The organism is Priestia sp. 40 (genome assembly GCF_049368575.1).
Classification (GTDB): Bacteria; Bacillota; Bacilli; order Bacillales; family Bacillaceae_H; genus Priestia; species Priestia zanthoxyli.
In genome coordinates this window covers 21,675-35,452 of the sequence record NZ_JBMPZA010000029.1, presented here as the reverse complement: position 1 = coordinate 35,452, position 13,778 = coordinate 21,675, and the positions used below count along the sequence as shown (strand labels likewise).

Sequence of the window (13,778 nt, the reverse complement as noted above, 5' to 3'; positions counted from 1 at the left end):
CGGTCATAACTAGGGATGCACGAGATCAAGGCTGGTTTAAATTTAGTGGATTTCATACGAGTTTTGATTCAGAAGCTCAATTGATGGCTCACTTCTCAGAGTTGAAGCGCTTGTTTAAAGAAATTAAGCGAGAAATTCAATGCATCGTTGTGCCAACACGCCAATCCATTGATGATGTTCAAGAAAAATATGCATCGATGATTCGTGGTAACTTGCGAGTCGTAGCAAGCTCTCATATCCAATCTGTTTTCAACTATCTTAAGACCAGTGATGAATTAGGCGCAGAAGAACGTCGCTATGACTTTTATATTGGTGTTGAACTAGGTAAGAGCACACTAGATGACGAGGCAGAGGATATGACGTACAAGGAAATGTATCAAGCCTTAAAAGATTGGGTGTCTTCGAAATTTGCCAAAATACGTGGAGATAGTCATGTTCATTTAACCGAAGATCGCTTACGAAGAATTTATCGTGCCAATCGAGAGGTCACACGGTTGCTTGAAGGATTACCCTTTACATTTACGCCTGTTACGCCAGAAGGAATGACGAAATTAATTCCATGGATCTTTAACATAGGATTACGGTTCCCACCTAATTGGCAGAACTGGGAAGATCGTTTTACGCCTATCTTCAATAAAAAAGGAGAGCTTATTGCTCGTATACAGACAGAAGATGATGTACTTAATCTGCAATTAACGGGGATCGAAAACCCTCGTTCACGTCGATATTTAACGCTGAATCAAACCGATGCGAAAGGCTACAACCATCAAACACACGTAGCTTTTTTGCATATGGTCGGTATGCCGGAAGAGATTCACTTCCCAGAAACGCGATGGTTAGAAGCCTTACGCTCCTTACCTTTTGCGGTAGGCGTTAATTTGAAGATGAGTTATCAAGATGCGGATCAACGCTTGCGTAAGTTACGTCGTAAGAAATCCAATTTAGAAGATCAAGCCAACCATTTAAATACCTTTGGAGAAGATGCAGGATCCAATGTGTATCAAGGAATTTCGCATGCTGAAAGTATTATCTCCAATGTAGAAAAGGAACGAGAGGGTGGCTACTTAATGAGTGCGATCTTCTCGGTCAGTTCCTCTGATAAAGATGAATTAATGCAGCGAGTAAATGACCTTATTGATGAATACGCTGGAATGGGCATTACTTTACAAAACACATATGGCCTTCAATTACGTAGTTTGCTTGAATGCTTACCAGGTTCAAGACGCTATGTAACGGAGTTTATCCAAGACGTAGACATTAATGCTGTAACGGCTAGCTTCTTTGGAAATCGACAGGAGCTAGGGGACGAATATGGCTATTATGCAGGAAGAACCTTAAGTGGTACGGCCGTTTATGTCTTACCTGGTCTTGCTGCATCAGGCGCAGCCCTTACGCAGTCCCTTGTCACGGTGTATACAGGGAAAACGGGTTCTGGCAAATCCATGGCTGCCAATCGGGATATTTACGAAACGGCATTGAGTGGCGGTAAGGTCTTGCTGCTGGATCCAAAATCAGAACGTAAGGACATCTGTAAATGGGATGAAAAATTAACGGAATTGGGAAGCGAGCTCAACTTTATCTCTTTCTCTACCAAAGATGAGGATGCTGGAAAGTTAGATCCGTTTCTCTTGTTCGATAATCGAGCCGAAGCCGTGGAGGTTTCACGAGAGATTATTTATTACTTGTTAAATATCAATATTCGAAATGATAGCGTCAAGAGCTCGATTGTAACTAAAGCCGTGAAGCGTGTTGGCCAATTGGCAGAGCCATCAATTCAATTTGTTAAAGATGAGTTGCGGAATTTAGTACAAGAGCATGACACGTTACCAGAAGATCATCGTCCAATGGCATTAGAGTTAGCTTCGATTTTAGAAGAATTTGAAGATGTGTCACTTGCTCGTTTGATTTTCGGCAAGCGTATGAATGATGAAAACGTCTTGAATTATGCCAATCAATTTAATGTGCTGCAAGTTGATAATTTACAGCTACCTAAAAAGAGCACATCCGCAGAGGAATACACAGAAGCGAATATTGTATCTGTCGCTATATTGTTTAGTCTAACAGCCTACATGATGAAGTTTTTACGGATGTTCCAGAATGAATTAACGGTTGTGGCGATTGATGAAGCGTGGAACTTCTTCCAAAACCCAGCAGGTGAACGCTTAATTGATCGTTTGTTCCGGGAAGGACGGTCCTTATTTTCACCGATTTATTTAATGACCCAAAATTTAATGGACATTCCAAGTAGTATGCGTGGTCAAATTGGTACGGCCTACTGTTTCCGTACGGATATACCAGAGGAAATCGAAACGATTCAAGAGTTTATGAAACTAGAAGATAGTGCGGGCTTAGAAGATATGATGCCTAAAATGCAGTCGGGTTATTGCCTGTATCGTGACTTGCATCAACGCACAGGTGTCATGCAAGTTCGTATTTTGCAAGAACATCTTTTTGATGCCTTTGACACCTCAGTAGACGTGAGGGAGCTTGCGAACCAAATGTAGAAGGTTTTACCCTTCGTTTACATGCAAAACGGAGGGATCGCTTTTTAAGAGGTTTAGAGAGAGGGAGACTAAATATGAAAAAGATACTTGCCTTTATTTCGGTTATTGCCGTTGTGGGTATGCTTGCAAGTTGTGGGAATGATGAAGCTACTACAGAGCCAAAACCAAAGACATGTGAACAAATTGAGCCTTGTAAAACAGCTTTACAGTACGCCACATACGTAGAGCAAGGCGCAGAAGATAAAGTTTATGAAATGGAAGACCAAACAGGAGAGCATAAAAGTTATGACAGTTTGGAAGAAGCTAAAGCAGATATTAATGACGATTATAAACAATATCAAAATCAAAAAATTAAGCATTACGGAGTAGTGGAGTATGTCCTTAATCCAGATAGAAAATATATCTATAAATTTAAATATAAAGATTTCCGTACTGAAGAAACAAAAAACATAACAGTAGGTATTACTAAAAAACAAAATCAGTATTTTGCAAATGAATACTACAGTGGAGCAACTCAACAAGATGTAACAGTAAATGGGAAAATAGCAAAACATAAAAGATACTATTCAATAGGTCTAGATAAGCAAATGAAAGAAGCCTTTACTCCAGACTTAATTGAGCAATATTGAGAAAAAAGGAGGAACAAGCAGTGAAAAACAGTCTTCATATAAAAATAATGATGGCACTGTTTACATTATGTTTTTTATGTCCTTTCTCATCAGTCTCAGCAGCTGCACCGAATGTTATGGATGAGTTAATGCCCAAAAGTGATTTACCACAAACAAATGCACCTTTACTTCGATACAATGAAGTACCTCTGGAAAACTACGACATTGATGTGTATGTAAAAGATGACGACGATAAAGGCTGGTTTGACTCCATTAATATTTTTAAAGTGGATGAAAAAGTTTATAACAACATCGCAGCCTTTCAACAACAGATCTTAAGTGGCATTTGGTACGGATATTTAGTAGTTGTGAATTTCGGTATTTTCTTAATGGAGCAAGCCTTCACTTTTGACATCATTGATAGCATGCTTTCATATATTACGGGGTTTATTTCAGAAACTGGTGGAACGTATGGAATTGGTCAATTTATGGGCTTTATGATGATTATGGTAGCTGGATGGCTGGTTTATTCTTTTGCTCAAAAAAAATATCGTGCTACTGTTTCAGGCCTCTTTATGGCAGCACTCTTGTCTGCAGTTTTCACTGTTTATGTACAAAATAGTGACCAGCTACTAGGTCAGTTAAATCAAGCTCGTAACTATATATCAGGTGCGGTTTTAACTTCTTCTACTTACTCATTAGGTGATGGGAATGAGGAAGCCATAAGAGAAGAAATGATTGAAGATAGACAACGAGATCAAGCTACACAAAGCTATAAGGACACATCATCCGTGCGATACGGTGTATCAAGAATACGAAATTTAATGCACGATTTATTGATTGTAAAACCGTACTTGTTACTAGAGTTTGGTACAACAAATTATGGTGTTATTGGTGGGGGAAAAGGTGACAATGCTTCACCAGCACAGATAAAAGAGGGGAAAGAATCAGTCAAAAAATTATTAAATAAAAAGCCAGGAAGTGACGAGCGAAAAAAAATAGTTAAGAAGAATGCTGAAAACTCTCTTTTTGCTCCAGAACATACAAATAAACGGATTGTTTTATCTCTGTTAATTTGGGTTCCGGCACTTGTCATATTAGCCATGGTAGGCTATTTAGCCACATTTATTCAGATATATGGAGTAGGCTTCTTACTTACAGCCATTACAGGAGTATTTGTTTTATTTCTTAGTATCTTTCCAACGTTTCAACGATTTGCTAAACAATTTGTTGGTAAGTTAGTAGGGTTCTTGGCCATGTGTATCGGACTGACAGTTTTACTCATTTTATTATTTAGTTTTGTTAACATCACTTATAAAGTCGCGAGTGAGAATAATTGGGCCTATGCTCAAACCATTGTAGCCGTTCTGATTGTGGTTGCAGCCATATTTGCTCTTCAAAAACAGCTTTTTGGCTATAAGATTTATTCAGAAAAGAAGCAACAAATCCAACAAGCTTGGAGACAAAAAGTTGATGCCATTAAATTTCGAGATGCCCAACGTCAATATGCACACGTAGAGCCATTTTATACAGGAGATAACGTACATTCACGTTCGAGGTCCGGCCAAAGGGGAACAACAGATGCAAGAGCTAGAGAACAGATGGAAAAAGCAATGGAACGCCAAAGTAATAAACCAACTTTACGGAGAAACAAACCTATCGATAGCAATGGGAACGTAATTGAAGATAAACCAAAACGAAATGTAATGCCGTTTAAAAAACGACAAGATAAAGAACGGAAAAATAATTTATCGTCTGAAAATGGTGTAATTCCTAATCCTCACAAAAAGGGTCAGGCATCAAATCATAATCAAGCTGTGTCTAATCAGATTGATAGGCAACAGAAAAAACAAGAGCATGCACCATTAAAGGCACAGCCTAAAGGACCTCAACAAGAGGGCGTAAAAGAAAATGCACCTACTTCTGGGAAACAAAATGAACAAGTCATGAAAAAAATAAGACAACAAGAAAAACAAGAAAACTCACCATTGAAAGCACAGCCGCAGCAAACATCAAGTTCTTCTCAATCCAGTAAGATTGTAGAGCAAATGAGAAAACAAGAGGCGCGTTCAGAAAATCAGCAAGCACCCATTCAAAGTTCTCGCCGTTTGGTCCCAGCTAGTGGAGAAGTCTCAACGAAACAATTCAACCAAGAGCAAGCACCGTTAAAAGCACAACCTAAACCACCACCTAAACCACCACGAACAGACAAAACCAATCAGCAATTTCATAAACAAATGAGGCAACAACAGGCACGACAAGAAATTCAGCAAGGGGAAGAAGAAGCTTCTGTTGCGAATGAATCAAATGGAAGTCATATAGACCGTTCTAAAGAGATTGAACAAATGAGGCGACAGTCTCAACAAGATTAAAAGGGAGGGCTTTTCATGAGTGTTCAACAAAAGAAAATGCTTGTATTTCTGAGTGTCGTTGTCTTTTTGGGCATTATGATTAGTTCTTTTCTTTCAAAAGAAAAGCCTGCTTCTTCGAAAGGGGAGAAGCAAGCTCCTTCTTCTGAATCTGTGCAACAAGAGAAAGAAGAGGCTACAGAAGACAATAAAAACCCCTATGATCAGACACAACGAAATACAAAAGAAGACTTACAGAGTACGAAAGAAATCGCAAAAGAGTTTGTCAAAGCCTTTGCTAGTTTTAATGCTAAAAACCCTTCAGAACATATTGAAAAAGCTAAGCCTTATATATCAGAGGACATGTATGAAAATTATAAAGAACAAAGAGAGAGAGGTACGCTTACTTATGATAGGGTTGTCCCCAAAAATCTTGAAACGACAGAGGTTTCGAATGATAATACCGATGTTATTCAATGGAATGTCATCATGCAAGGGGAAGTGTACGACGCAGATGGAAACTCTGAACAAGAGGAAGATTGGTATTTAGTCACACTTGAAAAGCAAGAAGCCGGATATAAGGTGGTGGGTGTTCGTGTCAACGTACCGAATTAAGCCCATCCATAAATTAAACCATTCTGCTAAACGAAAGTCTAAACTCTTACTAACTATTGTGGTAGCTTTACTAGCATTAGGCGTTGTCGTAAGTGCGATGGCTATGGTGAGTGTGTTTGGTATCCTTTTACCCGATCAGGAAGATGTAGCAGAATTAGACGGCACAGCTGTCGATTTCGGAGATATTCAAATATCCAAGGTTGGAGAAGGCCAGATACCGAAAGAGTACATTCCTATTTATAAAGCAGCAGGTGAAAAATACAATATCCCTTGGACACTTATTGCTGCGATTCATCGCGTCGAAACGAATTTTGGGCAGGACTTAAATACCTCTTCAGTTGGGGCCATTGGCCATACGCAATTCATGGTAAAAACATGGGTGGGATGGTCTTTTCCGGGAGGAACGAGGCTGGGTGACGCCTCTATTCCCAAAGAAACGCTAATGAGTCCAGCTGCTATATCAAAATACGGCGGTTTTGGTGTTGATGGTGATGGGGACGGAAAAGCTGATCCTTATAATGTAACAGATGCCATGTATTCAACAGCAAATTATCTGGCTGCTAATGGTGGAGCTTCTGGAAACTATCAAAAAGCTGTTTTTGCTTATAACCATGCTAGTTGGTATGTATCACGAGTTATGGGGTTTATGAAAGAGTACACAAGTGGTTCTGTTGAAGCTGTTTCAATCAAAGGTGGTTCTGCAAAAGGTTCAGAAGCCATTGAAAAAGCGATTAAGGTGGGATCATCTATTGTGGGAAAAAGCCCTTACGTATGGGGCGGTGGACGAAATCAAGGTGACATTAACGCACGTAAATTTGATTGTAGCTCTTATGTTAGATGGGCCTATAGTTTAGCCGGGGTTGATCTAGGACCAGTAAGTGCTACAACAACAGACACCTTAGTCAAACTTGGTAAAGTCGTGAAGGCAAGTGAAATGAAGCGTGGAGACGTCATTTTCTTTGATACGTATAAGATAAATGGCCATGTTGGAATATACTTGGGCGATGGGAAGTTTCTTAATGACAGTAGTTCACAAGGCGTATCGGTGGGGGATTTAAATACGAAGTACTGGAAAGATCGATTTAATGGAAATGTGCGGCGTGTAGCTTAATGAAAAGTGGGTGAGTTCATGGAAAAAGAACAAGTTGAGGGCATAAAAGACGTTGTAATTAGGAATGTCAAAGGCGTCTGGAGAGATTATTGGCTACCTATTACGGCGTTTGTTGTGTTGATTGTTTCGTGCCAGTTGTTTAATTTAACTCATAGTGGATTCTTTTATCCTCTTATGTTTGTTTCGGGATGGATCGTTGTGATGTTTGCCTTGAAATTTAAGAGTGAGAGTGCAGTATTCTCTTTGAAAAAACTTACAAAACAAAGGCAGAAGGATACTTCATATGAAATGTATACGATCTTACGTATTTACACCAATGACTCAGACTTTCAAGAATATATGCACATACGAGAGTATTTCGATAGTCAACATATCCAATTGGAGAATAGAGTGATTGATCATAATCATGATATCGAATCGCAAATCATGTTCATCCGAAATCCGGAATTTACGTATTGTTATCACTTGTTAATGGATCAAAAAAACGAAATGTATTTTATCGGTGAATATGTGTAAAAGAGAATAATTACCTTAAATAAATAGAAAATAGGGTGTTGCTGAGAAGCGCTGTGATGCAATTAGTTTTTATTCTATGGGTAAATCACTTATTCGTTGCAAATTTTGACGTTTCTCATAACGCTGTACTATAAAGGAGTGAATGAACATGCAATTACAAGGACTAATGCCTCTTTATGCTAGCATGAAGCAACAAAATATAGATCGTTGTCGCTTTACTTTTTTGTTCAGGAAAACAGTTTTTGATGTCATGTTTTTTATTGATGAAAAACCTTACGAATTGTTGTTTGGAGCTAAAGGAAAGAACTTTTTTTTCGAACGAACCGTTCATGAGGGATTCAAAATAAATACTGGTTTTGATCGAGAAACGTATAGTGAATTATGTAAAGTGTTAGGGTTAAAATATGACCCTAATAACCCTTTTTCCCCTAAATACTTATTCGAGGAATTTGATAATAAGGTTCCAAACAGTGTTGCACTAAAAGATGTTCCTACTACTGCTCAAATTTCTACTTATCGAAATATTGAAGAAGAGCCGGACAAGATATATTTTTTGCGATGGATATTTCATGATGGGATAAAGAGTAATGCAAAGCCCGAAAATCTTGATAAGACAAGAAGACTTTTAGGTTTAAAAGCTTACAATGCCTGTAAAAGGAGAAATATTAGTAGTGGGTGGAGTGCAGACCCTGCTAAAGAAAAGAGGGATAGTAAATATATAAATCGTATTTATGACTGAAATATAAAAGGGGCCATATAATAGCTTCTAAAAAAGAGGAATGCTAATAAATCGACTATGTATAATTAGAAAAGAGCATTGAGAATTCTCAATGCTCTCTTTTACATTAGATCAAAACAGGCTCCTTCTGGATATAAAGCGACGTATTCCTCGTCTTCAGGGTTTAAATAAGCTATTTTTACCCCTTCAAGCAGGTTGTTGTTCTTTAGTTCTTCTATAATTGTTTGTGTTGCCTTTTCAACATCTACTACATAGTTGACAATATTAGCTGTACCACTGCCGATATCTCCACCATCACAAGAACCGTTGCCTGTCCAGCCTAAACATTCATTCATTAAATCTTCAACCTGATGTCGCTTTTCAAGAGTTTCTTCCATTTGGTCTTCTTCATAACTATAATGAACAACAAGCTCGAATAGCTCATCTTCATCTAGATAGTCATATCCCTCATTAGCTTTTTCTTCTGCTAATTCCTTCATCACCTTTTCTGCCTTTTGAGATAGTGATAATTTCTTTTCCTCAGTCCCACCAGTATCTCCAATGGTACCGTAATGAATAATAAGCATTCTACCATCTTGCCAAACTTCCCAATACGAAACTTCAGCATCACTTTGTTTAATCATCTTAATCAAGATCAACACCGCCATTTATTTTAATTTTAACAAGATTATGCTAATGTAATAGTTTTTTATCATTTAGTTTGTTAATTATATTTCATTTGAATTTTTGGGGTAACTTAAGCAATAAGCTTGTTTTGGTTCGTTTCTTTGTCTTTTTTTATTTTTCTTACACATAAAAAATAAAAGGCAACAAAAGTAACAATGGACCAAGTCAGGGACAATCCAGGTGCATCATTTATAGCCTTAAATAAACTTGGAATTGCACCAAATGAAGAATCATCATTTACAAGAAATAAGGCAATAAACATATTATTGGCTGCATGGGATCCAATTGTAATTTCCAGACTTTTTGTTTTAACTGCAATAAAAGTTAAAGCAAATCCTGCAACGATATAATCTAATCCTACCAATAAAAATGATTGATTCATTTCAGGATTAGCAAAGTGTCCAATTGAGAACATTAGGCCAACAATAAGAGAAAGTACAACAGAATTTTTCACCTTTTTGCTCACCCATTGAAGGAGAAGTCCTCTAAAAAATAGCTCTTCTGTTGTAGTCTGGATAGGTACTAACAAAAATGTAATGAGAACTAAAGGAACATATTCCTTAAAGCTTACATGGTTCCAAGCATAATCCTTGTGGTTAAATGCAACATCAATTAATTGCGTAATGATTAATAAAGCTGAAAAGAGTCCAAACGACCATAAAATGCGCTTCCAATTAATGTGTTTATTGGCTGTTATTAAGGACTTCATTCGTCTTTTATGAATAAAACGAATGCCAATCCATAAGCCAAAGAGCCAGAATACATGAACAATATGGGATATTAAAAAATCAAGAGTAGCATTCACACCTACAGCAATTCCCTCATCGTAATCAAAGTAGGATTTACCACTCTCATCTAGCGCAACCATAACCATTTCAGCCACAATATAAATAGTAGATCCTACTAGCATGAACACAGAAGCCAATATTGTGGTACTTAAATAACGCTTCCAGCCATTTTTACCTTCTTTCACATCTAGGTAATTTTTCATTTTACTCCTACTCCTTCAGCATTCTCTTCTAAATTAAATGCCTCTTTCTTATTTCGTTTTCGTCCAAACACTGTATAAGCACCGATTCCACTTATCAAGACAAGTAGCCCTATAAATACCTCAAAAACCGTCTGTCGCTGCTTCTTCTGCCCTAATTCATAATAATGCTTATACATAGCAACAGCAGGTTTAGTATGTTTATATTTTGCTGGAATTGTCAGTGTATCGCCTAACTTCCAGCCTTCCTCATATGCATCTTTTCTCAACTGATTAGCCACTTTATTGGACTGAAATCCTTCTTTATAGGTTTCTAGCAATCGCGTATTAGTCTGATACGTAGAAGGGCTATGGTAAGTCGTATATGTAAAGGCTGCATTAAACCCCTCCTGTCGCACATCATTATGTCGCTGTTTTTCACCTTTGTAATAGCCCTGTTCAAATGCTGTTGCTACTTCCGAAGATAAGCCTGAAGGGACTGAAAAAGCATTTAAAGCATACCCTTGTTTGTATCCTTCTTGCTTATATTCTTTCTTCAATTTGTCTTCCTGTTCTTGTTGTCCACTTTGGAAGCCTTCTTCATATGCTTTTCTTGTAATTTCATCTGCACTGTAGATTTCTGGGATGTTCAGTGCTTCTCCTTCTAACCCTTGTGTATGACCATCCTTCTTTGCTTTGATGGATAGGTCCATAATCTCAATTGCTTTTGTATATCCAAGGGAAAAACCTTTATTCCAATCCTTTGATTTAGCAGGTGTTTTAGGTGTATTATAAGCTACAGTAGCATGTTTATAGTCCTCTAATCCCTGCTGATAGCCTTCTTGCTCTCCATCGCTGGATTCTCGTTCTGCTATAGCCTTTGCTTCATCTTCTTTAGTTCGTTTTGCTTTTTCATAGCCAACTGTGTACCCCATTACAAACCATTGACTTTCTTCAGCTATATAATTAAGAAATTGACTATCCTTAAAATTCTCGTATGGTTTTTCATTACCACCATCTTCTACCCCTAGTTGATACCCTTCATCATAAAGACGGTCAAAAATCATCTTGTTATCTTCTGCTGAAAGATTACTAGAAAGAGAGTCCTCGTTAACTGCTACACTTTCTTCATCTGTCGTAGCATATACATAACTTTCTAGAAAGTATGTAGTACTCAGAGTTACATATCCTAAAATAACCAAAATAAATATTTTTTTCCTCATTTTTCTCACCTTTTTATTAATATTCTCGTCTGTCCTTATCGTTGTTGTAGTAGTACATGAGAGACCGTTTATAACCATTTTTTTCATCTTTTAATGTATTAATAACCTATATAGTACTACAAAAATGTGTTGAAGTGACAAAAATATTACATTATCATTACAAAATAGGATTATTTTGTTCAATTATGTAATATAAAGAAATATTAATCAGGATAAAAAGGATGTGATTCAAAAGATAGTAATAGTAAAAGTTAGAAAATCACAAAACACTAAAATAATTAAATTTCTCCGGAATTATGTTTTAAAACACAAGTTCAATCATATTTTCCTGCTTTTTATAATTAAAATTTCTTAATCATTAATTTGGTATGAGGGAACTTATAAAAAAAACTTTTTTGAAATTTCTTTATTCTTAACATATAAACGTTCAACAATTTTCCTAAGAAAAAATTAAAATATGAGGATAAAGATATGAGACTACGAAATTCCACGTTTACTTCTTTATGGTGTTATCTCTTTTTATGTCTAATTTTCGTTTTAGTATCTAACCCTTTAGAAGCAAAGGCTGATACAACAACTAAAACTGAAACGTGGACAAGTACAGATCAAGATTTGGAAGATTCATTTATTAGTAGTCAGTATCCATCTACTAATTATTCTTCTAGCAAATATTTAGTTAATGGCATGCATGAAAACTTTGGTACTACACGTTCATTCTTAAAGTTTAAGCTACCTAATCTCCCTGAAGGTGCAACTATAACTTCAGCAAAACTTAGTCTCTACCAGTATTACAACACGACAAATCAAAGCTTGGTGGATGTCAGACCAGCAACAGGGTCTTGGAAGGCTTCTACACTGAATTGGAGCAACAAGCCTACGGTAGGAAGCAGTATATCTAATGCCACAGTGCAAAAGCCGTCTTGGTATGAATTTTATATGACAAACCAAGTGAAAAGCTGGTATAACGGTACTGCTAATAACGGAATTAGTGTTCAATTTCGTGATGAGACTCAAGCAACTAAAATCTTTTATTCAAATGATTATACCTCAGCAGATTTAAAACCTAAGTTGACTATTACGTACTCTGTTCCTAATGACTTTAGGAAAGAATATCGAGCACTTTGGGTAGATATGTTTCACGACGGTGCAAAAACACCTGATCAGGTAGACCAACTAATAAAAGATGCGCAAAAAGGAAATATCAATACTATTTTTCTTCAAGTAAGACGCCGTGGAGATGCTTTTTACAGTAAATCTTTGGAGCCAAAGACTGAAGATTCAACGTTAAAAAGCAACTATGACCCCTTGGAAGATTTAATTCAAAAGGCTCATGCAGCTCATCCTAGAATTCAAGTACATGCATGGTTTGCGATGACTCCAATATGGAATAAATCAACACCACCTAAGGATCCAACACATATATTTAATGCACACGGTATAAGTAAATCTAGTGAAGAGAACTGGCTAAGTAAGACCTATACAGGAAGTTATCAAAATGGATCTGAATACGTAATAGATCCTGGACATCCTGAAGCTGTGAATTTTACAAGAGACGTCATCACGAATGTAGTAAAAAACTATGATGTAGATGGAATTCAAATGGACCTTATAAGGTATATGGGGCAAGAGTGGGGTTATAACGATGTCAGTGTTCAACGTTTTAATAAAGCATATGGAAAATCAGGTTTACCTCAACCAAATGATGCTTTATGGAAACAATGGCGCCGAGAACAAGTTAATAACATGGTTCGAAAAGTTTATGTATCTGTCCAAAGTATAAAACCTTCTGTCACTGTTTCTGCTGCAACCATTGCCTGGGGAAATGGCCCTAAAACAATGGATGAATGGAATAGTTCTTCAACAATGAATGATGCATTACAAGATTGGAGAAGTTGGTTAGAAGAAGGCTCAATTGATTTGGCTGTACCTATGAACTATTTTAGAGAATATGACTCAGCTCAGAAAACGTATTATGAGAACTGGATTGAGTGGGAAAAGAATAATCAAGGAAAACGCATGGTTTTATCTGGAGTAGGGAATTATCTAAATTCCATTGGAGATAGTATGACTCAGATTCAAAAAGCAGGATCACCTTCTTTAACTGGAAATAAATTAGGTGGAACAAGTATTTATAGTTATGCTGTTACCAATAAAGATGATATTGCGAACGATGAATTTTACAATTCATTAAGCAAAGTTTCTAGCTACAGTTCGAATTCACCATTTTCAAACTATGTTTCTCCCCCAGACCTACAATGGAAGCTTTCTCCGACTACAGGTCATTTGTATGGTAGTTTACCTAATTCGGACCACCAGCTAATAAAAGTTAATGGATCCAAGACATACCAGGTATATACCGATGGAAGTGGAGATTTTGAGGTAACAAACTTAAATCCTGGAACTTATAACATTGAAGTAAATTCAAAAGTATATCCAGTTTCAATCAAAGCAGGAGAAGTAGCAAAAATTTTACTAGATTAA

The 13,778-nt window shown here is 37.0% G+C and carries 11 protein-coding genes; 8 read left to right on the top strand and 3 right to left on the bottom strand.

The window, feature by feature from the left end; all coding sequences use genetic code 11:
- Positions 1-83 precede the first annotated feature (83 nt).
- The 7 genes from ACO1DI_RS28430 (at position 84) to ACO1DI_RS28400 (ending at position 8,441) form a co-directional block, all read left to right on the top strand.
- On the top strand, positions 84-2,504 hold the full coding sequence (locus ACO1DI_RS28430) for an ATP-binding protein (RefSeq protein ID WP_423145819.1): 2,421 nt from the start codon (positions 84-86) through the stop codon (positions 2,502-2,504).
- A gap of 74 nt (positions 2,505-2,578) precedes the next feature.
- Complete coding sequence (locus ACO1DI_RS28425; protein ID WP_423145818.1) at positions 2,579-3,133, top strand: hypothetical protein; 555 nt, start codon at positions 2,579-2,581, stop codon at positions 3,131-3,133.
- Positions 3,134-3,153: 20 nt separating this feature from the next.
- Positions 3,154-5,484 (top strand): CD3337/EF1877 family mobilome membrane protein, encoded by a 2,331-nt coding sequence (locus tag ACO1DI_RS28420; RefSeq protein ID WP_423145817.1) that lies wholly within the window; start codon positions 3,154-3,156, stop codon positions 5,482-5,484.
- 15 nt (positions 5,485-5,499) lie between these two features.
- A complete protein-coding gene (locus ACO1DI_RS28415) occupies positions 5,500-6,075 on the top strand; it encodes a hypothetical protein (protein WP_423145816.1) in 576 nt (191 codons plus the stop codon).
- Entirely contained in the window at positions 6,056-7,186 is a 1,131-nt protein-coding gene (locus ACO1DI_RS28410; RefSeq protein ID WP_423145815.1) for a bifunctional lytic transglycosylase/C40 family peptidase, read from the top strand. Before ACO1DI_RS28415 ends, ACO1DI_RS28410 begins: the two co-directional genes overlap by 20 nt.
- 18 nt (positions 7,187-7,204) lie before the next feature.
- The gene (locus tag ACO1DI_RS28405; RefSeq protein WP_423145814.1) at positions 7,205-7,702 is read left to right on the top strand and encodes a hypothetical protein; all 498 of its coding nucleotides are present in this window, start codon (positions 7,205-7,207) and stop codon (positions 7,700-7,702) included.
- Positions 7,703-7,850: 148 nt separating this feature from the next.
- A complete protein-coding gene (locus tag ACO1DI_RS28400; RefSeq protein ID WP_423145813.1) occupies positions 7,851-8,441 on the top strand; it encodes a DUF6037 family protein in 591 nt (196 codons plus the stop codon).
- Positions 8,442-8,542: 101 nt separating this feature from the next.
- Here the strand turns inward: ACO1DI_RS28400 and ACO1DI_RS28395 are convergent, their stop codons facing one another.
- The 3 genes from ACO1DI_RS28395 to ACO1DI_RS28385 form a co-directional block, all read right to left on the bottom strand.
- Positions 8,543-9,073, bottom strand: a complete 531-nt coding sequence (locus ACO1DI_RS28395; RefSeq protein WP_155008759.1) for a WGR domain-containing protein — start codon at positions 9,071-9,073, stop codon at positions 8,543-8,545.
- Between the two features lie 104 nt (positions 9,074-9,177).
- The gene (locus tag ACO1DI_RS28390; protein ID WP_423145812.1) at positions 9,178-10,098 is read right to left on the bottom strand and encodes a lysostaphin resistance A-like protein; all 921 of its coding nucleotides are present in this window, start codon (positions 10,096-10,098) and stop codon (positions 9,178-9,180) included.
- Positions 10,095-11,297, bottom strand: coding sequence for a hypothetical protein (locus ACO1DI_RS28385; RefSeq protein ID WP_423145811.1), 1,203 nt, complete (start codon positions 11,295-11,297; stop codon positions 10,095-10,097). Before ACO1DI_RS28385 ends, ACO1DI_RS28390 begins: the two co-directional genes overlap by 4 nt.
- A 471-nt stretch (positions 11,298-11,768) precedes the next feature.
- On the opposite strand from ACO1DI_RS28385, the gene ACO1DI_RS28380 reads away from it, so the two are divergent.
- On the top strand, positions 11,769-13,778 hold the full coding sequence (locus tag ACO1DI_RS28380) for a family 10 glycosylhydrolase (protein ID WP_423145810.1): 2,010 nt from the start codon (positions 11,769-11,771) through the stop codon (positions 13,776-13,778).

Excerpts from the sequence above, each read along its gene's own strand:
- ACO1DI_RS28430 (WP_423145819.1), top strand. The coding sequence starts at position 84 with ATGGCTCACTTCTCAGAGTTGAAGCGCTTGTTTAAAGAAATTAAGCGA.
- ACO1DI_RS28425 (WP_423145818.1), top strand. The coding sequence starts at position 2,579 with ATGAAAAAGATACTTGCCTTTATTTCGGTTATTGCCGTTGTGGGTATG.
- ACO1DI_RS28415 (WP_423145816.1), top strand. The coding sequence starts at position 5,500 with ATGAGTGTTCAACAAAAGAAAATGCTTGTATTTCTGAGTGTCGTTGTC.
- ACO1DI_RS28405 (WP_423145814.1), top strand. The coding sequence starts at position 7,205 with ATGGAAAAAGAACAAGTTGAGGGCATAAAAGACGTTGTAATTAGGAAT.
- ACO1DI_RS28400 (WP_423145813.1), top strand. The coding sequence starts at position 7,851 with ATGCAATTACAAGGACTAATGCCTCTTTATGCTAGCATGAAGCAACAA.
- ACO1DI_RS28390 (WP_423145812.1), bottom strand. The coding sequence starts at position 10,098 with ATGAAAAATTACCTAGATGTGAAAGAAGGTAAAAATGGCTGGAAGCGT.
- ACO1DI_RS28385 (WP_423145811.1), bottom strand. The coding sequence starts at position 11,297 with ATGAGGAAAAAAATATTTATTTTGGTTATTTTAGGATATGTAACTCTG.
- ACO1DI_RS28380 (WP_423145810.1), top strand. The coding sequence starts at position 11,769 with ATGAGACTACGAAATTCCACGTTTACTTCTTTATGGTGTTATCTCTTT.